The sequence below is a fragment of the Streptomyces sp. NPDC020490 genome, from assembly GCF_044335305.1.
Lineage (GTDB): Bacteria > Actinomycetota > Actinomycetes > Streptomycetales > Streptomycetaceae > Streptomyces.
In genome coordinates, this window is sequence record NZ_JBIRUY010000068.1 from 1 (window position 1) to 20,315 (window position 20,315).

At 72.0% G+C, this 20,315-nt stretch carries 20 protein-coding genes; 11 read left to right on the top strand and 9 right to left on the bottom strand.

The genetic code is table 11. The features are described from left to right. Nucleotides 1-326 precede the first annotated feature (326 nt). Nucleotides 327-737 carry a hypothetical protein gene (locus ACH4ZX_RS39130; protein ID WP_398283509.1) on the bottom strand — a complete coding sequence of 137 codons (411 nt, stop codon included), beginning with the start codon at nucleotides 735-737 and terminating at the stop codon, nucleotides 327-329. On the opposite strand from ACH4ZX_RS39130, the gene ACH4ZX_RS39135 reads away from it, so the two are divergent. Both ACH4ZX_RS39135 and ACH4ZX_RS39140 read left to right on the top strand, forming a co-directional pair. After that, nucleotides 736-1,932, top strand: a complete 1,197-nt coding sequence (locus ACH4ZX_RS39135) for a hypothetical protein (protein ID WP_398283511.1) — start codon at nucleotides 736-738, stop codon at nucleotides 1,930-1,932. The genes ACH4ZX_RS39130 and ACH4ZX_RS39135 overlap by 2 nt on opposite strands. A gap of 255 nt (nucleotides 1,933-2,187) precedes the next feature. After that, nucleotides 2,188-3,345, top strand: a complete 1,158-nt coding sequence (locus ACH4ZX_RS39140; protein ID WP_398283544.1) for a competence protein CoiA family protein — start codon at nucleotides 2,188-2,190, stop codon at nucleotides 3,343-3,345. A gap of 17 nt (nucleotides 3,346-3,362) precedes the next feature. Here ACH4ZX_RS39140 and ACH4ZX_RS39145 read toward each other — a convergent pair whose 3' ends face one another. After that, nucleotides 3,363-5,333 carry a hypothetical protein gene (locus ACH4ZX_RS39145; protein WP_398283513.1) on the bottom strand — a complete coding sequence of 657 codons (1,971 nt, stop codon included), beginning with the start codon at nucleotides 5,331-5,333 and terminating at the stop codon, nucleotides 3,363-3,365. A 596-nt stretch (nucleotides 5,334-5,929) separates the two neighbouring features. Here ACH4ZX_RS39145 and ACH4ZX_RS39150 point away from each other — a divergent pair. Next, the gene (locus ACH4ZX_RS39150; RefSeq protein ID WP_398283515.1) at nucleotides 5,930-6,838 is read left to right on the top strand and encodes a hypothetical protein; all 909 of its coding nucleotides are present in this window, start codon (nucleotides 5,930-5,932) and stop codon (nucleotides 6,836-6,838) included. Nucleotides 6,839-7,025: 187 nt separating this feature from the next. On the opposite strand, the gene ACH4ZX_RS39155 is transcribed toward ACH4ZX_RS39150, so the two are convergent. Beyond that, nucleotides 7,026-7,931, bottom strand: coding sequence for an FkbM family methyltransferase (locus ACH4ZX_RS39155; protein ID WP_398283517.1), 906 nt, complete (start codon nucleotides 7,929-7,931; stop codon nucleotides 7,026-7,028). Nucleotides 7,932-8,030: 99 nt separating this feature from the next. Between ACH4ZX_RS39155 and ACH4ZX_RS39160 the strand changes: the two genes are divergently transcribed. Beyond that, nucleotides 8,031-8,549 carry an AAA family ATPase gene (locus tag ACH4ZX_RS39160; protein WP_398283519.1) on the top strand — a complete coding sequence of 173 codons (519 nt, stop codon included), beginning with the start codon at nucleotides 8,031-8,033 and terminating at the stop codon, nucleotides 8,547-8,549. On the opposite strand, the gene ACH4ZX_RS39165 is transcribed toward ACH4ZX_RS39160, so the two are convergent. From ACH4ZX_RS39165 to ACH4ZX_RS39180, 4 genes are read right to left on the bottom strand one after another with little or no spacing between them, the layout of a single operon-like run. After that, entirely contained in the window at nucleotides 8,507-9,397 is an 891-nt protein-coding gene (locus tag ACH4ZX_RS39165) for a hypothetical protein (protein ID WP_398283521.1), read from the bottom strand. The genes ACH4ZX_RS39160 and ACH4ZX_RS39165 overlap by 43 nt on opposite strands. Next, nucleotides 9,397-10,608 (bottom strand): hypothetical protein, encoded by a 1,212-nt coding sequence (locus ACH4ZX_RS39170; protein ID WP_398283523.1) that lies wholly within the window; start codon nucleotides 10,606-10,608, stop codon nucleotides 9,397-9,399. Before ACH4ZX_RS39170 ends, ACH4ZX_RS39165 begins: the two co-directional genes overlap by 1 nt. Further along, nucleotides 10,605-11,315 (bottom strand): hypothetical protein, encoded by a 711-nt coding sequence (locus ACH4ZX_RS39175; RefSeq protein ID WP_398283525.1) that lies wholly within the window; start codon nucleotides 11,313-11,315, stop codon nucleotides 10,605-10,607. The genes ACH4ZX_RS39170 and ACH4ZX_RS39175 overlap by 4 nt, the downstream gene beginning before the upstream one ends. Beyond that, nucleotides 11,312-12,469 carry a glycosyltransferase family 1 protein gene (locus ACH4ZX_RS39180; RefSeq protein ID WP_398283527.1) on the bottom strand — a complete coding sequence of 386 codons (1,158 nt, stop codon included), beginning with the start codon at nucleotides 12,467-12,469 and terminating at the stop codon, nucleotides 11,312-11,314. Before ACH4ZX_RS39180 ends, ACH4ZX_RS39175 begins: the two co-directional genes overlap by 4 nt. Nucleotides 12,470-12,608: 139 nt before the next feature. Here ACH4ZX_RS39180 and ACH4ZX_RS39185 point away from each other — a divergent pair, with 139 nt between their 5' ends. Together ACH4ZX_RS39185 and ACH4ZX_RS39190 are read left to right on the top strand one after the other, a co-directional pair. Continuing rightward, nucleotides 12,609-13,580 (top strand): multiprotein-bridging factor 1 family protein, encoded by a 972-nt coding sequence (locus tag ACH4ZX_RS39185; protein WP_398283529.1) that lies wholly within the window; start codon nucleotides 12,609-12,611, stop codon nucleotides 13,578-13,580. Beyond that, nucleotides 13,577-14,146, top strand: coding sequence for a peptide deformylase (locus tag ACH4ZX_RS39190; RefSeq protein ID WP_398283530.1), 570 nt, complete (start codon nucleotides 13,577-13,579; stop codon nucleotides 14,144-14,146). The genes ACH4ZX_RS39185 and ACH4ZX_RS39190 overlap by 4 nt, the downstream gene beginning before the upstream one ends. A 66-nt stretch (nucleotides 14,147-14,212) precedes the next feature. Here ACH4ZX_RS39190 and ACH4ZX_RS39195 read toward each other — a convergent pair whose 3' ends face one another. After that, nucleotides 14,213-15,037 (bottom strand): hypothetical protein, encoded by an 825-nt coding sequence (locus ACH4ZX_RS39195; RefSeq protein WP_398283532.1) that lies wholly within the window; start codon nucleotides 15,035-15,037, stop codon nucleotides 14,213-14,215. Nucleotides 15,038-15,365: 328 nt separating this feature from the next. On the opposite strand from ACH4ZX_RS39195, the gene ACH4ZX_RS39200 reads away from it, so the two are divergent. From ACH4ZX_RS39200 to ACH4ZX_RS39220, 5 genes are all read left to right on the top strand, one after another. Beyond that, nucleotides 15,366-15,659, top strand: coding sequence for a hypothetical protein (locus tag ACH4ZX_RS39200; protein ID WP_355934507.1), 294 nt, complete (start codon nucleotides 15,366-15,368; stop codon nucleotides 15,657-15,659). Then, the gene (locus tag ACH4ZX_RS39205; RefSeq protein ID WP_398283534.1) at nucleotides 15,656-15,922 is read left to right on the top strand and encodes a hypothetical protein; all 267 of its coding nucleotides are present in this window, start codon (nucleotides 15,656-15,658) and stop codon (nucleotides 15,920-15,922) included. Before ACH4ZX_RS39200 ends, ACH4ZX_RS39205 begins: the two co-directional genes overlap by 4 nt. Before the next feature lie 1,391 nt (nucleotides 15,923-17,313). Continuing rightward, the gene (locus tag ACH4ZX_RS39210) at nucleotides 17,314-17,832 is read left to right on the top strand and encodes a hypothetical protein (RefSeq protein ID WP_398283536.1); all 519 of its coding nucleotides are present in this window, start codon (nucleotides 17,314-17,316) and stop codon (nucleotides 17,830-17,832) included. Nucleotides 17,833-18,253: 421 nt separating this feature from the next. After that, a complete protein-coding gene (locus ACH4ZX_RS39215; RefSeq protein ID WP_398283538.1) occupies nucleotides 18,254-18,874 on the top strand; it encodes a hypothetical protein in 621 nt (206 codons plus the stop codon). Between the two features lie 136 nt (nucleotides 18,875-19,010). After that, entirely contained in the window at nucleotides 19,011-19,331 is a 321-nt protein-coding gene (locus ACH4ZX_RS39220; RefSeq protein WP_398283540.1) for a hypothetical protein, read from the top strand. A gap of 324 nt (nucleotides 19,332-19,655) precedes the next feature. Here the strand turns inward: ACH4ZX_RS39220 and ACH4ZX_RS39225 are convergent, their stop codons facing one another. After that, the gene (locus tag ACH4ZX_RS39225) at nucleotides 19,656-20,243 is read right to left on the bottom strand and encodes a hypothetical protein (RefSeq protein WP_398283542.1); all 588 of its coding nucleotides are present in this window, start codon (nucleotides 20,241-20,243) and stop codon (nucleotides 19,656-19,658) included. Nucleotides 20,244-20,315: the final 72 nt, after the last annotated feature.

Sequence of the window (20,315 nt, forward strand, 5' to 3'; positions counted from 1 at the left end):
GTCCGGGGCCTTTACCTCCCCCCCCCCCGTGGCTCACCCCCACCGGGGGGGTCGTAACTTTTTCGGGGGGGGGCGCCCCCGCCCCCCCCCCCCGCGTCGGGCCCCCCCGGCCCCACCCCCGCCACGGTGCAGGACCCGGTCGGCTGCCGGGGCATTCACGTGCCCGGACACACCGCGTGCCTCGCCCACCTGGAACCCTCCGCGCGAAGCGTCTATCTGGCGGGACTGGCTCCCGGGGCGGACATCGACCACCGCGGAACCACCTTTACCGAGTCTCTTCTCCAGGACCTCCTCCGCCCCCTCCGCGATCCCGCCACTGGCCACCCTCACATCGGCACCGCCGGGTTCGAGTCGGCGACCTTCGCGGGCACCGCCGGGTTCGAGTCGGCGACCTTCGCGGGCACCGCCAGGTTCGAGTTGGCGACCTTCGAGCGGGTCGCCATGTTCGGGTCGGCGACCTTCGCGGGCTTCGCCGGGTTCGGGTGGGCGACCTTTGAGGGGGTCGCCATGTTCGGGTCGGCGACCTTCGCGGACGCCGGATTCGGGTGGGCGACCTTCGCGGGCGGCGCCGGATTCGGGTCGGTGACCTTCGAGGGCCGCGCCGAGTTCGGGTGGGCGACCTTCGAGGGGGTCACCGAGTTTGTGTCGGCGACCTTCGCGGGCGACGCCGAGTTCAGGTGGGCGACCTTCGCTGGCGACGCCAGGTTCGAGACGGCGACCTTTTTGGGCTTCGCCATGTTCGGGTCGGCAACCTTCGCGGGCGCCGCCGGGTTCGGGTGGGCGACCTTCGCGCGCGACGCCGGGTTCGGGTTGGCGACCTTCGAGCGTGCGGGCGTTGTGGGGCCGGTGGTGTGCGCCGGGAAGATGGAGCTGTCCGGGGCAGTGTTCAGCAGTCCGGTGACGATCCTGGCGGCTGCCAGTGAAGTGGTGTGCTGGCGGACTCGCTGGTCGGCGACGGCGGAGCTGCGGCTGCGGTACGCCACCGTGGATTTCGAGGGCGCGGTCTTCGAGTACCCCCTCACCATCGCCGCCGAGCCCGCTCTCTTCACACGGCCCGACAGGCATCCGCTGCATGAACAGGCCCTCTCGGGCCTGCCCGATGCCGGGGTTCGGGTGGCGTCCCTGCGCGGGGTGGACGCCGCCCATCTGGTGTTGTCCGACGTCGACCTGACGGCCTGCCTGTTCACCGGGACCGTGCACCTGGACCAGCTCCGGATGGAGGGCTGGTGCCCTCTCGCGACCACGCCTTCCGGGACGCACTGGCGGCGCGGACTGCCCACCCGCTTCACCAAGCGCCGCACCCTCGCGGAGGAGCACCACTGGCGTGCGGCCCGGCCTCGGGCGGTTCCGGGATGGAGCGCAGCGCCCTCCGGTGTCAGTCATGTGGGGCCGCCGCAGTTGGCGCCGGTGTACCGGGCGCTGCGCAAGGCGTTCGAGGACGGCAAGAATGAGCCGGGGGCGGCGGACTTCTACTACGGCGAGATGGAGATGCGCCGCCACGACCGGACCGGCACCACCCGTGCCGAGCGCGGCCTGCTGCACGGGTACTGGATCCTGTCCGGCTACGGCCTGCGCGCCTCCCGCGCGCTCGGCTGGCTGGCGCTGGCCATGCTCACCACCATCCTCCTGCTCATGGGCTTCGGCCTCGCCCAGGAGGACCCCAAGCAGCAGGCCACGGGCACAGTGCCACCCGGCGGAGGCAAGGTCACCTTCACCATCGACCAGGACGACCCGCAGAACCCGACCGGGCAGCGATACACCGGGAAACGGTTCGAGAAGGCACTCGACACCACCCTCAACAGCGTGGTGTTCCGCTCCTCCGGCAACGACCTGACCACCGCCGGCACCTACATCGAGATTGCCTCTCGCCTCACCGAGCCCGTCCTCCTGGGCCTGGCCGTCCTCGCCGTCCGCAACCGCGTCAAACGCTAACTCCGCCCCGGTCGCCGCCATGATCACGGGCGGGGGGACGGCGGCTGGCAGGTCGCCCGGCGCCGCGGCGGGCCAGGTGGTGCTGGAGCCGCTCGAAGGCCAGCCTCCCCGACTCCCACACCACCAGCGGCCCGGACCTCCGGAAGAGCGTCCGTCATGACCTCTGCCCCCGAAGGCGCCCACGGGTGTCAGTGCCCTGCGGCACGCTTCCGATGCAGACCGACCAGGAAGGGGCAAGCCGTGGCGTTCCGTGCCGTGCATGAGCAGTGGGGGGCAGTATTCGCACACCTGCCGGATCTCGGGTGCGGCCGCGCGTGGGAGGACGTCCACCGAGTGCGGCCGCCCGCGCCGCTACGGTGCGACGAGTGCCAGCACGCGCTGCGTGCGAAGGTTTCCCCTACGGGGCTGCGGTTCTTCGCCCATGCGCCCGGTGCCCCAGAGTGCGCAAGTGCCGGGGAGTCCATGGCGCATCATCTGCTCAAGCTGGAACTGTTGACGGCGGCCCGGGCGGCGGGCGCGCATGTCGAGCTCGAGGTGCGCGGTCCCGCGGGGGCATGGCGGGCGGACGTCATGGCAAGCGACCCGGACGGGTCCTGGCGGATCGCCCTGGAAGCGCAGCTCTCACCGATCACCCCCGCTGAGATCCAGGCCCGTACGGCGCGGATGCTGGAGGACGGAGTGCGCTCGGTGTGGTTCTCCGATCGGCCCCGGCCGCCGTGGCTCGGGCTGGTGCCCTCGGTACGCCTGGAGGCGATGGATGGCGGCGGCCTGGACGTCGCCGAGGGCCTGGCGAAGTTCTCCGCAGGGTGGTGGGAAGCGGGGCCCCGTGTGCCGGTGGCGGAGTTCCTGCGGTGGGTGTTCGCCGGCCGCGTCATCCCACATCTGCGGCAGCGGCCCACCATGTACCTGCTGGAGGCGCTGCGCACGGTCTGGACGGCTCCGCAGTACGCCCGGCAGGAGAGCGCCCACGTAGAGGAGACCGCCCGCCGAGACCGGGAGCGGCAGCAGCACGAGGCGGCCATCAACGCCCTGCTGGAACGGCAGAAAGCCCTCACCAAACCGTCCGTGGAGTTCGTCTACCAGGAGACCGGCGTCTCCCCCCAGGTCGCCAAGGAGGGCACGCCGGAGTTCGCCATGGGAGTTCCGGTGTACGTGCGGGGTGAGCCGTACGCGATCATCTGCCCGGTGGCCAGCCGGGTCCCCGCGCTGCGCCGACGCCTCTCCCGCCTGGTCCTGCTCGTGGCCTCCGAGAGAGAGCGGCAGCGTATCGCCGCACAGGCTGGGCCCGCGCAGCGCATCGTCATCCTCGAGTCGGACCAGACAGCCAAGCCCTCCGTCCCGCAGCAGGTACAGCCGGACACCGTGACGGTCCGCCAGGCCGTAACCCGCATGCTCGGCCTGGACCGCATGTAGATGGCTCCGCACGCGGCCTATTTGGTCGACTTGCGGGTCTGCTGCTCCTCGTTGACGCCGCGCCGCAGGTGCCCGGCCTGTTCCGTGGCACCGCTCGGCTTCTTCGCGCCCTGCCGCGTGGTCGACTTCCCCCGCGCGGCCGCCGTCGAGACGCGAGGTCCCCGCCCGTCCCTGGCGCCGGGGAGGGGACGCGCCAGGGCATCCCCGAGCTTGCGCATCGACGGGATGTCCACCGTGGTGGACGCCGCATCCCGCGACGCCGGCGGCGGCCCGCTCCGGCCGCCGCCGGGGGCGCTGTACGTGGAGGCCGCGTCCCGGAGCCCGCGCAGGGCCTTCGCACCCGGCGTATCGGCGTCCTGATTTCCGCCCCGCCGAAGCCGGTCGGCACCCGCCTGCGCCCACTGGGCGACCTTCTCGCAGGCGCGGATCGAGACCTTGCGGAGGAACTCGCCGACCCGGTTGTCCCCCATCAGGCGGTCGAAGTGCTCTCCCGCCCGCTCCCTCATGACGCGGAAGAGATGCCCGAAGGCGCCGCGCACGGTATGGATCTTCTGCCACTCCGGCAGGTCCTGGAGCGCTTCGACCTGCGCGTCGGCCCGCTGCAGGGCGGCGTTGACGGCGGCCGCCTGCTGCGGGACGGACGGGGGTGCTGCCGCTTCCGCCGACTCGTCAGGGGCGGCAGCGTCCTGGTCTGTGGCGGCGGGCGGCGCCGCGGGGGTGACGGCCTCAGCGAAGGCGCGTTGCAGCGTCGCCAGGTCGGCGTCGAGTTCGGCGACCAGGTCCTGGGCGGTGCCGCTCTCCGGCGGCATGTGCTCTTCCCAGGCCTCCAGTACCGCCTGGAACTCGGCGCGGACGTCCAGCGGCCCGGCCGGGGGCGTCACCACGGTGTCTGCGGGCGGGGCCTCCGTACCGGTCCACAGCGGCAGCTCGCCGGGCTGCGCGGCGGCTTCCGGCTGCACTGTCTGGAGGGCGTCTTCCAGCGCCCGGCGGATGCGGTCGACGGCGGCGTCGAGGGCCGGACCGTCGTCCTCGGGGAGTGCCGCACCGTCCGGGCTTTCCGGGCCCGCAGCGTCCGCGGGCTCCGCCGGTACTGCCGGAGTCTCCTCCCGCACCGCCTCGCTGGTCTGTGAGTCCGGGACTTCGGGACTCTGCGACTCCGTGGGTTCCTCGGACGCCCCGGTGTCCGCCGCGGCGGTGGGCTCCGGCTGCACTTCGGGCCCGGGCTCGGTGGGGGCAATCTGTTCACGGACCGCGGCCCGCTCCGCCTGGACCGCGGCGAGCGTGGCCTGCACCTGGTCCTGCAGACGCCGGGAGTCGTACAGCAGAGAGGCCAGCGGGAAGGCGAGCTGACCGCGTACGGGATGGCCCGGGTCGATCGGCAGCGCGCCGCCCCAGGCGTTCACGGCCCCCTGCACGGCGTCGAGGTGCTGCGTCATCTGCTGCGAGCCGTAGTCCTCGGACACCGCGGCCGCCAGGCCGTCGAGGGCGCCGATGAGCGTCCGGAAGTGCTCGTTCTGCTCGACATCGGGATAGGCCCGGGCAGCGGCGAGACTCACCGCCTCACGGTGCTGCAGGGCGACGTCGCGCAGGGTGGCCCGCAGCACGTCCACCCGCTGTCGCGTCTCGTCGCCGACGGCCGCGCCCGCCGGCGGACCATAGGGGGCTCCGGTGAACGCGGAGTGCATGACCGCCGCGTGGGCGGCCGCTTCCTGCGGCTGATCTGCCAGGTAGGTGAAGTCGGCGGGTTCGGCGGCAAGCCGTGCGAACCAGCCGCCGTCGCCGCCCGGGTGAACCGTGGCGATGACGAGGTCGCCCCGCAGCACCTCGCCGGAGTCGATCGGCTGGCCGTCCAGCCCGGACAGGCGCATCTGATAACCGGGGTCGCCCGCGAGCGGGACCGTCTCGAAGTAGCGCTGCGGTGCGGGCGGCTCCTCGGTGATCGGTTCGTCCGGGGTGTCGGTGGTCTCCGGGATCGGCGGGGTGGTCATGGTCGGCTCCTCCGAAGCGTCTCGCGCCGTCTCGTCACTGGGGGCGTCCTCCCCTGCCAGGGCCAGGGCCGGGGCCGTCGGCGCGGCCGCCGTGTCGGGCTCCGGCGTCTGCTGGGCGCCGTCCGTCGTCTGGGGTCGGTCCTGCTCGCGGCACGACACTTCGCGCCGTGCCTCGAGCATCCCCTCATCCGGGACCGCGCCTGCGGGCTCCGGTGCGTCCTGGGGGACCGGCACGCCATCCGGTGCCGGATCGCTGCCTGCGGCGGTATCGCCCGGAGCGTCGGCGGCTCCGGTGCCGGGGTGTCGTCCGTGACGCTCTCCGGCTCGGTGTCCGTCGCGGTCGGCGTGCGCGGCTCCGCCCGGCGGCCTCCCCGGCCGTTTCGACCTCGCATCTGGACTTTAAGGAACAGACCAGCCACCGACACCAAGAGCCAAGAGATGGCTGAGCAGAGTACGAACAGTGCGGGACGGCGCGGCACCGCCCCACCCCACGACACTTGATTGGGGTAGCAGTCTGTTCCTTAAAGTTCAGTAGGACCCCCTGGCCTCGGCCGCTCGCACTCCGGGGCAATCGCGGCAGTCCATAGAGTGGCCGAATGAGCTCAGCACCCCAGGCCCAGGACCCGTACGCGATCCTGCACGGCTGGCTTTCCGGGGCGTACGTCCGGCCCGACGGCCAGGAAGTCATCGGGCGCGTCTGGGACGAGGACACCAAGTACCGCTACGGCCTCTACCTCGCCGGGATCGACGCCCCGCCCGGCTGGCAGCAGGACTGGTTCACCCACATCGGCGATCTCGTCTGGCACTTCGAGCCCATGCACGTCAAGGACTGGGCCTCGAGGCTCACCGCCTTCGACGGCAGCCCGCTCGCCGCCGCCTCCCGCGGCCGCGCCGTCTCCGCCGTCCGCAGCTTCTACGCCCACTGCGAGGACAACCTCGGCGCCGCCCGCTGGAACCTCCCCCCGCGCCGCGCGCTCGCCGGGCCCACCCCGCCGGCCGAACGCCAGACCCTCACCCGCTTCCAGACCGACGCTCTGCGCACCGCCGCCGACCGCTACCGCGGCCCCCACCCCGAACGCGCCCGCCTCGCCGCCTACATGACCCTCGCAGGCCTGCGCCCGGGCCAGTCCATCGCCGTCGTCATGCAGTACATCCAGCGCGACAACGCCGCCGGGCCCGCCTGGCGACTGCCGGTGAAGAACAACAGCGCCTCCGCCGTCGGCCCCCTCACCCCCATCCCGAGGCCCCTGGTGTGGGCGCTGGACGAGTACCTGCCGGTGCGCACCCTCAAGGCCCCGCACTCCACGGAGACCGAAGGCCCGCTGCTGGTCTCCCGCACCGGCCGCGGACTCGACCACGTCACCTTCACCCGGGTGCTGCGCGAGGTCGCCGCCACCCACCCCGACCTGGAAGAGGTCGCACCCACGCTGCACCCGGACGTCGTCGCCCACTCCCCCTCCCCGTTCGCCGAGGAGACCGCCGCGGCCGCCGGGGAGGGCCGGTGACGCTGTACCGGGCCATCCTCCAGTTCGTGGAGGACGGCCCAGCCGTGGCAGGACAACCCTGTCGTAATCGTCCAGTTCGTCGCCGACGAGGACGACGGAACACGGCGGATCATCCGCAAGTGGGTCGCCGACTGGAAGGTCGTCACCGAGCCCGGCGACCCGCTGCAGGCCCATGCCGCAGGCCCGCCTACGGCAGCGTCTCGGCGTCGAGGCGGGAGAAGATCAGATCGCTCATCTCCGTGATCGGTCCGCGCCACCGCACCGGCGGAAGGAGCCTCCGCAGGGCGGCCGGGTAGCTGCCCGCGGCGTAGTCGTTGGCCATCCGATAGGCGTGGAACCCGTGCGCAGTGAGGGGCCCGAGAACGTCGTCGACGGTGTGGCCCTGCTTGGCCAGGGTCTTGGGGGTGACCTCGATGACCAGTTCGGCGTCGTCCCGCAGGCTGCCCAGGACCGGGGTGAGCCCGCGTACGGCGGCAGCCTCGCCGCCCTCCACGTCGAGCTTGATCAGCCGGGCGGCGGCGAGCTCCTCCGTGGTGAGCAGGGTCGGCAGCGGTGCGGCGTCGGCCTGGAAGGATGCCTCCACGGTCCGCGGGCGGACGGCGGTGGTGCCGCCGAGGTTGGTGGCCCGCTCCAGGTAGAAGGTGAGCCGTCCGGGACGGTCGGAGACGGCGGCGTTGATGGTGCGCACGTTGCCGCACCCGTTGGCCGTGAGGTTCGCGGTCAAGGCCTGGTGGAAAGCTGGGGACGGCTCGATGGCGACAACACGGCCGGCGGGGCCGACGAGGCGGGACGCCAGCAGCGTGTAATAGCCGGTGTGCGCGCCTGCGTCGACCACGAGGTCGCCCGGGGCGAGGCGGGCACGCATCCACGCGGTCAGGTGCGGCTCCCACACCCCGAACAGCCACAGGTAGCGCTGGATGACGTCGGTGGTCACCACGGGCACGACCGTGCCGTCGAGGGTGCGGGCCGTCGCGTTGAGGGGGTGGTGCTTGAGGTGGTCGCTCAGGTGGGCGGCCATCTGGGGCGTGCCGAGACAGGCGGGCATGTGCCGTACGTACGCGCGCAGGGCCCGGAGCACGAGCGGAGGGGTCACGGCGGACTCCCGGGTGAGGGCGCGGCGATGTGGCCGCGCGGGACGGCGGGGGGTGGCAGGCTGGTCCGAGGAGCGGTTCGCGCAGCGAGAGGAGCCCTGGTGCAGGCGGCGGTGACCGGTCGGGAGTCGGGTCCGGTGGTGTATCTGCTGGTCGGGCTGACCGGGTCAGGCAAGACCACGTACGCGAAGCGGCGACTGGTGCCGGCCGGGGCGGTACGGCTGTCCGTGGACGAACGAGTGCACGAGCGGCACGGCCGCTACGGCGTCGACTATCCGGAGCGGGACTACTTCGCCCTGGAGACCCCGGTGGTCGCCGAGGTCCGCGAGGAGCTGGTCGGTCTGATCGCCGCCGGACGGAATGCCGTGCTGGACCACGGGCTGTGGCTGCGCTCGGACCGCGAGGAGTGGAAGAAGGTCATCGCCGAGGCGGGCGGCCGTCCTCGGCTTCTGTACTTCCCGGTCTCCCGTGCGGAGCTGCTGCGGCGCCTGGAGGAGCGCAACCGGCGCGAGGACGCGAACGCGCTGACCGTCACCCCGCAGGCGCTGGACGACTTCTACGCCCGGTTCGAGCCCCCTCACGACGAGGGTGAGGAGATCATCGAGCCCGGCTCGTTCTGACCCGCGGGCGGCCGCCAGATGGTGACCAGCCGCGTGGCCTCCGCCGCCCACCAGTCGGGGACGGTCCGCAGCGAGACGGGCCGGAAGCCCAGCCGCGGGGAGTCGACGGCGATCCGGCCGCCGTGCCGCTGAAGGTGGTCCAGCAGGCGCCGGGCCTCCGCCAGGCGGGCTGGTGAGGCGGTCTTCCAGGTGCCGTCCGCCGAGTGTTCCGCGCGCCGCTCGACGTCCCGGCGGACGCCGTCGCGCCACTTGAAGTGGTGGACAACGACGGGCGGACGGTTGGCGGGGCGGTGGCCCTCGGCACGGTGGTTGCCGGAGGCCACGGGCACGCCGGAGTGCGCGAGGACGATCTTTCGGGGGTCTCCGCGCAGCAGGTGGTGGGTGAGGAAGGCGCCGAGCGGATACGCGGCGTCCAGTCCCTCGGCCGGGTCCCAGCCGGTCAGGGAGCCGTCGGCGCTGACCCGGTCGAGCATCAGCCCGCCCACGGTGCCGGTCCCCGAGGCCTCCGCCGCGGCGATCACCTCGGCGAGCGGGGCGGGATAGGCGTGGAGTTCGTCGGAGTCGGCGAGCAGGTGCCACCCTGCGCCGGCGCGCTCGCGCAGGGCGTCCCGCAGCCGGGGGTTGGTGTGCTCGTGCCACGGCCCGGCGCTCACCGCGTCCGGGACGATCCCGAGCTCACGGCAGGCGGCCTGCACCTGGTGGCGCCGGTCCGGGCCGACGTGGTCGGCGAAGTGGAAGGCGAGGTGGAACCGCTCGATGCCGAGCGTGCGGTAGTGGGCGACCCAGGCGGTGAGCAGGGCGGGTTCGACGGATCCGACCACGGCGATCAGCGGGGGCAGGGCGGCCATCAACACGGCTCCTTCAGGTCGGTGAGGAAGGCGATCTGTTCGGCGGCCGTGGGCACACCGAGGTCGGCGGCCGCGCAGGCTGCGGGCCGGGGCAGCGGGGACCAGGCCAGGTCCCGCAGGACGTCCGCCAGCGCTGCACTGTCCGCGGTCGGGAACAGCCGCACCCAGTCCTGACCGGCGAGAGCCTTGCTGAGCGCCGGATCGTGGTCGGAGACGATGAGCGGGACGCCCAGGCGTACGGCGTCGACCACCAGGCCGCTCTCCTTGGCGACCCCGGCCCGGCGGGCGACCAGGGCCGCGTCGGCGGCGGCGTAGGCCTGACTGACCACGGCCTCGGGAACGGGTCCGGGCCGGGTGTGCAGGCGGACGTGCGGCAGGGCCGCCCACCTCTTCAGCAGCCCGTGGGCGGCCGGGCCGCCGACGACCAGCACGTGCACGGGTACATCGAGCCGGGCGAGGGCGGCGTCGACGACGTCGAGGTCCTTGTAGGGCCACCATGCGCCGACCAGGCACACGGCCGGTTCGTGGGGCGGAATGCCGAAGGCCTCCCGGGCCCGCCGGCGGTCGGTGTCGGTGAGCCGGTCGCCGGGGTCTGCGACCGCGAAAGGCCGCACGTGGAGCGGCAGGCGGGGGAAGCGGGCGGCCAGGTCCTCGCGTACGGCGTCGGTGGGGGCGAGGGCCCTGACCCGCCGCTCGCCCCAGCGGGTCAGGTGTCCGAGGAGACGCAGCGCGGCGTCCTCCGTGGTGACCAGTTCGTGCACGAAGCGGACGTGGTGCCCGCCGAGCAGCCCGGCGGCGCCGTGCAGGGCCTCGCTCGCGCTGAGGACCACCACCGTGCCCGCACCGCCGGTGAGGCGACGGCCGGTGCGTACGCAGGCGGCCTCTGCCAGGCAGCGGGCCAGCAGCGTGACCTGGTGCGGGACTCTGCGCACGGCCACCGGCCAGCGGCGGGAGGCAAGCACCCACCGCGCGGCCGCAGCGAGCGCCGCGGTGTACGCGGCGGCCGCCGCCAGCACCAAGGGCACCCTCCCGGCAGGAGCCGTGACCCGGGCTCCGGCCCCCAGCAGGGCGGCCCGGGTCGGTGCGGCGACACCGTAGGGGGCCACCACGACCGTGTTGCCGTGCGCGGCCGCGAGCGCGGTCAGGGCGTGGTCTCGGTGGCCGCCCGGCCGGTGGGCGCCGGGCTCGACGAGCACCAGGGCGGCGGTCATCCGGCGATGGCCTGTTCGCCATGTCCGGCGGTGAACCGCTGGTAGAGCCATCGGGGGTCGTTGAGCTTGTCGAACAGGGTCGGGACACGGGCGGCGGCCTCGTGGGCGAAAGCGACGCCTTCGCGGGCGCCGGAGACGGCGAACTCGGCGAACTCTCCTTCGCCGCCGGCGGTCCACGCGGCGATCCGCTCGGCGGCCTCCGCGTCGTCCATGCCGTACTCGCTGCCGCGCGAGAGCATCGCGCACTCCCGGAAACCGGCCTTCCAGGCGTGATACGGGGACTGATTGATCCGGGTGGTTCCAGCGATGTCGGCGGTGAACTCACACCGGCCGGGCAGCGCGGCCAGCACGTCGACCGCGTCGCCGAGCTCCCGCAGGGCCGAGCGGCGGATCAGCTTGAGCCCGCCGTAGCCGTAGATCAGGCCGTTGAGCGGATTGCGGGCCCGCCACACCCGCATCGACACGCCCTCGTCCAGCGGCTCGACGGCGGACAGGGCGAACTCGGTGGCCAGGACGAAGTCCCCATCGGCCAGCAGGAACTGCTCCTTGTCCACGACCTCGGCGGCCAGCCGGTAGGCCCGGCGCATCCCCTGCACGCCGTGCAGCCGCTTCACCGGCGTCCCTAGGATCCGCTGAAGGCGGGCGTGCAGCTTGTCGGCGAGGGGTTCGTCGTAGGAGAGCATCACCGCGTCGAACGGCGCCGTCACCGCAGGGCCTCCAGGTAGCGGGCCGCCACGGCGGCGGGGGTGAGATCGGCGGTGGCGGCGTGGGCCCGCTTGGCGTGCACCCGGTAGAACTCGCTGTCGGTGGCGAGCCGGGTCGCGATGGCCACGGCCTGATCGGGGCTGGTGAACAGAAGGTCGTCGTCGATGTGCTCGGCCAGCCACCCGGTACGCGGGGCGATGACCGGCAGGCCCATGCCCTGGCAGTCGATGACGGACATCGACCAGGGGCAGCCCGGCCGGAACGGGGCGATGCCGAAGTGCGCGCCGGCCAGCAGGTGGCGGTACCGCACGCGATCGCCCCGGTCGGAGGCGATCGTGACGCCGTCGAGGAAGGCGAGCTCGTCGCGGTGCCGCTCGGGGCTCGGGTCCAGCCGGACGCGTTCGGGGCTGCGGGTGCCGAACAGGTCCATCACGGTCAGCTTCACCGGTGCCTCGGCGACCAGGCGGCGAGCCAGGTCGGTGAACGCGGCGGTGCCGTAGTGGGCGTAGAGCCGGTGGTTGTAGACGGCGTGCGCCTTGCCGTCCGGTACGTCGACGTCGGCGGGGTCGCGTACCAGGCGCTCGTCGCGGGGGGCGGGTACGACGTGCAGCTTCTCCGTGAGCTCCACGCTCATCCGGGCGGCGGCCGCCGTCGTCCAGGACGCGGCGGTGGACGAGTGCACGAGGACGCGGTCGCACGCCGCGAGCCCGGCGGCGAAGGCCAGCATCACGCTGCGCCCCAGCCCGCCGTCGTCCAGGGACGGGTCAGCCAGGAGCCGCCCGTCGTCGGCGAAGGAGAACGGCAGGTAGTGGCAGTACCCGGCGATCAGCGCGTCCGTCCCGGCTTCCAGGAGGGCAGCCCGGATCCCGGGGGCCGCCTCGATCTGGTTGGCCACCACCACCTCCGGCCGCGTACGCCGGATCAGGTCCGCCAGTTGGTCCAGGCCGGGGTCGAAGCGGGCCCGGTACTTCGTGGCCGGAGCCCGGGTGGGCTCGAAGCCCACGCGGCGGTCACCGGTGGCGACCGGGGCCGCAACGGTCACCTCGGCCCCGGCGTCCGTCAGGGCCGGGGCGAGCAGGTCGGCGAAGGTGAAGCCGGAGTCTGCCGACAACCGGTTCGGGTTGGAGACGTTGAGCAGGTACAGCAGGCGCGGCATGGCGCATCCCCTCTCACCGGCCGCGAGGGTCGGGCCGGTGAGAGGAGGAAACCGGCGACGGGCATGGCGACAGAATGGTGAACTGTCCTCACTCACGGTTCACTCACGCACTCAACACCCAAGCAGGGCGGGGGCTTTGATGGACGCGCAGGACGCGGTCACCGTGGAACAGGCATCTGCGAACTTCGCCGCCGAGGTCGCCTACTGGCGGGAGGTGCGCGGCATGCCGAAGAAGGTCCTCGCCGAGCTGATGGGGTTCCACCCCTCCTACGTCAGCCACATGGAGTCCGGCCGGCACAAGCCGACCGCCGACTTCGCGCGTCGCGCGGACGAGACGCTGAACGCGGGCAAGGCGATCTGGCGCAGGTGGAACGAGTACGAGACGGCCCGGGTCCGACAGACCACCGCGGCGGCCGCCGTTCCCGCATCGCGGCCGGCCGAGCAGCCGTATGCCACCGGCTCGGCGATCGTCGTGGAGCACGACGCCGCCCGGCTCGACTACGACGGCAGCCTCTACCGGCTGACCATGCGCCGTCTGCTGCGCAACACCGGTACGGCCCCGATCACCCGCTACCTGATCCGTATCTCGGTCGACTGCTACCCCGGCGACCCCGAGCGTTCCAACGCCCACTACCGGGCCCACCCGCTGACCTGGGATGAGTTGGCGCTCACGGCGACCTGCCGCGGGGAGGTGATGCGCTGGGAGGCCAAGCACGACCGGGATGCCTTCAAGGAGGTGTGGCTGCTGTTCGACAACGAGCAGGGCCGCTTCCCGCTCTACCCCGGCGATGCGGTGTGGATCGAGTACGCCTACACCGTCAGCGACACCAAGTGGGGCCGCTGGTTCCAGCGGGCCGTGCGGCTGCCCACCGAGCACCTGGAGGTCACGCTCGCCTTCCCCGCCGCGCTCGATCCCGTGGTGTGGGGCACCGAGACCTCGATGACCGCCGAGGCCTCTCCCCTGCCCAGCGCTCCCGGCCGACGAGAGGAGGACGGCATGCGGGTCTTCACCTGGTCGACCGGCCACCCGGCTCTGCACGCTCGCTATCGTCTGGAATGGAGGTTCCGGGCCCGTCCCGAACAGAACGTGAATCAAGGGGAGTTCAGGTGAGCCAGGTACGGCCCAGCGAGCAGATGCGCAACCTCGGCGTCGTCCAGCGCGGCGCACCCGTGCTGACCGAGGCGGCCCGCCCCTTCGACCTGCCCGCCGAGCGGGAGGCCGCCGAGCAGGCCGTTGAAGCGCTGTTCACCTCCATGGAACGCATCGGCCGGGTCCACCCCTTCGCCAAGGGCATGGGGCTCGCGGCCCCGCAGATCGGCATCGGCCGCGCGGCCGCCGCCGTCCAGCCACCCGACCCGGGCGCCGGCGCCATCGTGCTGCTCAACCCCCGCGTCACCGAGGCCTGCGACGACACGGACGAGCAGTACGAAGGGTGCCTGTCGTTCTTCGACGTCCGCGGGATGGTCCCCCGCCCGCTCCGCATCACCGTCGAGACCACAACGCTCGACGGCGCCACCGTCACCACGGTGTACGAGCGGGGGCTTGCCCGGCTCATCGCCCACGAGATCGACCACCTCAACGGGATGCTGTACCTGAGCCGGATGCGGCCCGGCGTCGAGCCCATCCCCGTCGAGCAGTACCGGCAGACCGGCCGGTCCTGGGCATACGACTCCTAGCCAAGGGCAGGCTGCTGGTCTTCACGCCGAAGGTCCCGGCCAACTCACCTTCATGGCGGCCGCCTGTCACGCGCTGGTGCCGGGCACGTTCCGCAGGAGTGCGGCGGTCATCGCCAGAAGCGTCTCCGCCTCGGTCCGGTCGTACTTAAAGGTCTTGGTGACCGCGTCGTTGTGCAGGGCGCCGCAGGTCTGGCTGTACAGGGCGTCCTGGATCCGCCACCACCGCTCGGTCTGGTTGCACTGGCTGGCTTGCTTCCTCGGCCCGGGGTTGTCCCAGGTGACGTTCTCCCGGATCCACTCCAGCGCCCGCCTGACCTCCAGGATCGACGCCCGGACCTCGCCCACGGTCAGCAGCCGCTGCGCCTCCCGCAGCGTCCGGCCGACCTCGTCCCGCTCCGGATCGCCGAGCGGGTACGGCACGGCCATCTCGAACGCCGCGGACGGCCCCAGCTGCGCGAGCTGCTGTTCCCACCGGCTCTTGGCAATGCTGATGCGCGCCGTTTCCTGGGCGCTCCCCGGATACCCGGGCGCCTGCGGCAGGGTCGCGTTGAGGTCGATCTCGAACCCTACGTCGCCGGTGCGGCCCTCCTCGATCGCGTGGACCTGCAACGAGGTCAGCGGGAACGACAGGTTCACGCGGTGGACGGTCACCGTCGGGGTGTACGCCAGGTTCACCGTGGTCCGGGCGAGCCGGGAGCGCTGCCCCGTCGCCTCGAAGCCGAACAGGTCCGCCTCCAGGGCGAGGATCTTCCCGGCCTCGGTGAAGGGCGACACCCCGACGGCGAGCTGGACGCTCAGCTCGTGGGCTCCCAGCGCACGGTGCAGCCACGTCTGGTCGCTGCTGACCACCGCGGTGAACCGAATGTCGTCGTCGAAGCGGAGTTCCTGCATAGCTCCCCCAAAGGGCCTGTAGATCACCCGATTCTGCCGGGCGGGCCACCGCATCACCGTCGATTTCCCCGGCCGCGAGCTCCAGCCCGCAGACCCGACGGGCCTGGCTACAGCCACACGAGCCGCGGTGCCGTCCATCGCGCACGGCCCTGGCCCAATACCTCCTGACCGCCGCAGGCCCGGGCGGAGTGGCGGTGTCGGGCGGACTGAACCCTCCCCCGGCAGCGCGCCCCTGTCCGGCCGATGCTGCCCGCTGTCGGGGGTCTCTCCCCGCAACACGCCCGATCCGAGTAGCGTCATAGGCAGCAGCAACCAGGAGGAGGTCACCGTGACGGCGCAGCCCGAGCACCCCGCCGCGAGCCAGTTCAGCCCGCCCATGCGCACACTCGCCGAGCTGCGCGAGGCGCTGTCGACGTGGGGCTTCCCCGGTGACCGGCAGGCGTTCGAGAAGGAACTCGACGCGATCGACCTGGACGACCTGACCCGGGTCCGCGAGATCACCCAGGCCTACCGCCACCGCATCCTGATGCGGTACGACTCCGGCGCCATGGCTGCCCTCGCCCGGCCCGCCGACGACGTCGAGGCCGAACTGCGGCGCAAGCTCGCCGAGGCCGCCCGGTGACCCACGCCTTCTTCAGCGACCCCGCCGAGAAGATCCTCACCGAACTCAGCCCGCCCGAGCGGGCCGCCGTCGAGAGCGTCCGCCGCTCGCTCGAAGACGACCCGGCGCAAGGCCGCGGCCTGCCGGACGCCGACCCGCGCAGCGAGTCCCGCGTCGTCGAGCTGCTGCCCGAGCAGACCGGCGGCCGCGGGATCTCCGTCGTCTACCGCTACAGCCAGGACCTGAACGCCGTCCTCATCCTCTGGCTGATCGCCGGACCGTAGGCATGTACCCGCCGTCCACCTGACCCGTGGACGGCTCGTAGGCACTGCGGTGCGCGCCCCGCAGACTCTCGTGAGGCCACCAGTAGGTGCGGACCGTCACCGAGGCGGAGCCGTCGAGGTCGACGCTCACCTGGTACGCGGTTCGTCCATCCGCCCAGTCCTGCCGGGGCTCGGCGGCCGCCGCCGACTCCTGCGTCTCGGTCTCCGGTCCCGGCTCGGGCGCGCTCACCCTCCAGGGTGCCCGTGCCGGGCCCCGAGCCGAACAGGTCGAGCTGATCGGTGGAGTCGTCCTCCGGGGCGGACCCGGCGGCCGGCGGGGCGTCGTCCGGCCGGGTCTCCGCGGCGGTCATGGCCTTGTTCTCGTATAGCTACGGCCAACGGACATGTAGCGGGGGTTGAGGAACATCGGAACGAAAACCGGCGCTAAGCCTCCCACTACGAACTGTGTCACCAGCCGTAAACGGCGGCGGTACTCAGTGAGGTGCGGCCACGGGAGCAGCCGTACCCGCCGCTATGATCCCCGTCGTACCGAACGTCAGGCGGCAACCCCCGCTTTCGTCCCCCACAGGAACCGGCCGAGCAGCGCCTGCCGCAGGCATCTCGCTGAACGTGAAAGGCAGACATGGCCCGCCGGTTCCTTCCTGTCATAGCCGCCTGCGCGGCCGCACTCCTCGGCGCCAGCTGCAGCAGCCACGCCCCCCAGCCCGCTGCAGCAGCTCCTACGGTCACGGTCACGGCCACCCAGGCCATCACGCCCACCCTCACGCAGACATCCACGCCTGTAGCCGGCCGCACTTCGGCCATCCCCACACAGGCCGCCTCCTCGGTGCCTGAGCCAACCCCAGCTCGCACCCCGCTGGGATCAGTCGCTCTGACCGAGTGGCACGACGGCGACGCGACGAACAAGTGCGTGAACGTCATGACCGTCTACGAGAACCGCTCCGACACCGCAGTCATCTCCATCACCCAGAAGTTCCAGACCTCGTACACGCCCAAGCACGCCGACGGCGAGTACCCCGACGACGTGGACGGCCCGGTCAAGACGCTCACTCAGGACGCTGGTATCGCCCCATACGGGACCCGGACCCTGTACTGGCAGGTGTGCGCGCCTGAGCTGGCCTCCAAGCAGAACCCAGTGCCGCGGCGGACGGCACCGACTCGTTCATGTCCGAGATCGGCGCCCAGCCTCGCGCCACCACCTGGGACTGGGCGCAGTAGATCACCCCCTGTTTGCGGCTGGTGCCGGAAGTCTTGCCGCCACCCCCGTACCCCCGCTCGACATAGTCGAAGACCTAGCATCCCGGGGGTTGAAGGTATCCAAGCGATCTGTCAGGATGCTCAATAGTCGGCAGGGCAAGGAGCCCTGGGTATCCATCTATTGGGGGCGGATCATGATCCACATCACGCTCGGCCGAATGCGCTACGTCAACCCGCAGGAAGACCAGCTGGGCCGCGAACACGTCGGCTGGGACCCGAACATGGGCGACGAAGCCCTCTTCCGCGCCAACCGAGGCTGCTGGGTCCTCGGCGAGCGGGCGGAGAAGGAGCAGTACGCGCTGCTCTCCTGCGAAGGTGAGGTGCGTATGGCCATCGAGATCGACAGGCTGGTTCCGGTGGCCGGAGGACGCAAGGCGATGGAGGGCAGGTTCCTCAAGCCGGGCGACGCGGTCTACGACGCCTACGTCGGCGGGAAGCCTCCCGTGGAGTCGGCCCGTAACCCGATTACCTACTTCGACTCCCCGCACGACAGCCGCTTGTGCGGCTGCGGCTGTGGTGAACCGGTCGCCGGCGGCTGGTTCCTGGCCGGACACGACCAGAAGGCCCTACATGCCCGAGTCGCCAAGATCGGCACTGTCCGCGAGTTCATCGACTGGTTCGACAACACCTACGTCGAGCCGACGGCCGAATAGCCGCTCAGCCCGGTCGTCGCCGGACCATCATCCCTCTCCCCCTGAGGCCCGCCACCCGATGGCGGGCCTCAGTCCGTCTCTCGCTCGATGAACGGACCGCAAGGTGAGCACAAGAGCCGCCATCCGGCTGGCTCAGCGCGTCGTGCCCCCGGGGCGAGCATGCTGGTGAGCTCGGCGATCGCCTCCGCGGACGACGCTCCCGCTCGGCTCGGGCCTCCGCCGTGCAACGCGCGCAGTTGTCGCAGCGCTTGAGCCAACCCTCCGTCGGCACGACGACCGCGTGCGGGCCGGGGTGGTGGCACGCTCCGCACTCCACCATGACAATCACCTCCTCTCCCTCACCCCTTAGCCGCTCTCGCGGTGGGAAGGACAGGATCGGTCCGGCGGGAACCTCCAGGGCTTCGGCCGTGTCGTGGTGGGTGTGATCCATATGGACAGCGAACTGCTCAATACGGCCCTCACCGCCGCCGGCGCCGTCGCCCTGGTGTTCATTGGCGGATGGGAGAACGGTCGGCGCACTCGAAAGGCGGAGGAACGAAAGGACGCTGCGGCCGACCGTGCAGCCCTTGAGGCTCAGGCCAACGAACTGGTGGCAGCGGTGCTCGCGCTGAAGATTGCGGGGAACACGCACGATCACCTCTTCGCTGGCTGGAGAGCTACGGGCCGCCTCGTACTGAATGTGCTGAGCCAGGGAATGACCGCCATGGCCCTGACGGACAGAGTCGGGGCTGCAAGGGGCATGGCTTTTTTCGGCGTGGGGGACCGGCTTGTGGACCGTTGGGAACGGGATGTCACGGCATCTGCCGCAGGACTGGCCGCGCCCATGAGCCGACTCGGGACAGCCGTCGCGCCACTCCTCCGGCGGGAGGAGCCAGGGCTCGCCGCCGCGGCCGACGCGGTGTTCACCGCGGCAATGGAAGGTCACGGAGACGATGACCGGATGGTCCGGGCTCTCGAGGACTTCCACGCGGCGCTGCGCCCTGCCCTGATGCCGCCCACCCCAGCGGCCGGCTGGTGGGCCCGCCGTAGGCGGGCGGAGTAGTGACTCCTCCGGCCTTTGTGCACCTGGCCTCCGGAGTCGGACTGGGTTGTTCACGACTTCCGACAGCATTGGACCCCCGCGCCGGACGCCGAGACCGGCCTTGCTCGCGCCGGTCACAGCAGCGGATCATTCGTAGATGAGACCCGAAGTTCAAGCCTTCGTTGCTGGCGGTCCACTACCCGACTGGGACGCCGACGACGACGAGATCGACCAGCGCGTCAAGCAGCTCGAAGCAATCTCCAGGCCTGTCACGGCCGACGAAGCCCAGGCCCTGGCCAGCTGCTTCGGCCCAGATGACTGCTATGGCGTCGCCTGGACACTGCTGCACCTCGTCGAGACCGGCCCCGGCCCGGTCCCCGTAGTAGAACCGCCCGGTCCGAACGCCGACGAATGGCATCACACACTCTGGAATCGGTGGGGAAGCCCAGAGATGCCCGACGACGGTTCGACGAGGTGAAGCCCCGGCCTGCAGGTGCGACGCGTGCGATGAGGTGCTGTCCGTTCTCATCGACATCGACCTCGTCCCGGTCCGAGCGCCTACCGGGACGATGAACAACCGCTGTCGAAACTCGGTGAACAAAGCCATCCACTTCACGGGCGCCGCCCGGTCGGGTGCGGAAGAGGGGGGGGGGGGGGGGGGGGGGGGGGGGGGGGGGGCCCCGGCGGGGGGGGGGGGGGGGGGGGGGGGGGGGGGGGGGGGGGGGTGGGCGGGGGGGGGGGGGGGGGGGGGCGGGGGGCCCCCCCCCCCCCCCCCCCCCCCCCGCCGGTTCGGGGTGCGTGGTCAGTCGGTGCGGCCGGTGGTCTTGGGCAGGGCCTGGCCGAGGCGGTGGACGGTAGTGACGGTGCGGGTGCGGGTGCGGTTGCCGTTGGCGTCGATGCCGAAGTGGCCGCTTGCTCCGGCGACTGCGTTGTTGCGCAGGGCGTACAGCTCGTTCCTGACGGCGTAGCGGTTGGGCAGGTTGGTGGGGCCGTCGCCGTGGGCGGCGGCGTTGTGCAGGGCGGTTGCTGCGGTGAGGACGGCGTCGTGGGCGGCGATGGGCCAGTAGCTGGTGGTGAGGTGTTGCGCGGGGAATTGCTGGTCGTGGTGGGGGGCTGTGAAGTCCTTGACGAACGCGTTGTACAGGCCGCGGTCGGGGTTGTCGGGGCCGCGGAATTGTGCGGCGTCGGGGAAGGACGCGTACAGCACGGTGATCGGTGCGTCAGCGTTGTGGAGTGCTTCGGTCTTGGGGTCGAGGGCTGCCGCGTCTGATCCGGTGACGACGGTGATGGGCTGGGCGTGGCAGCTGCGTTGGGCCAGCGCGTCGAGGAAGTCGGGCAGGTACTTGACGCGGGCGGCGTAGTAGACGGAAGATCCGCCATCTTCGAACATGCAGGTCGGATGGGGTGGCGTGGGGGCTCTCCCCGGTGCTCGCGCTGGTCGGGCGCAGGCGTCTGCGGTCTT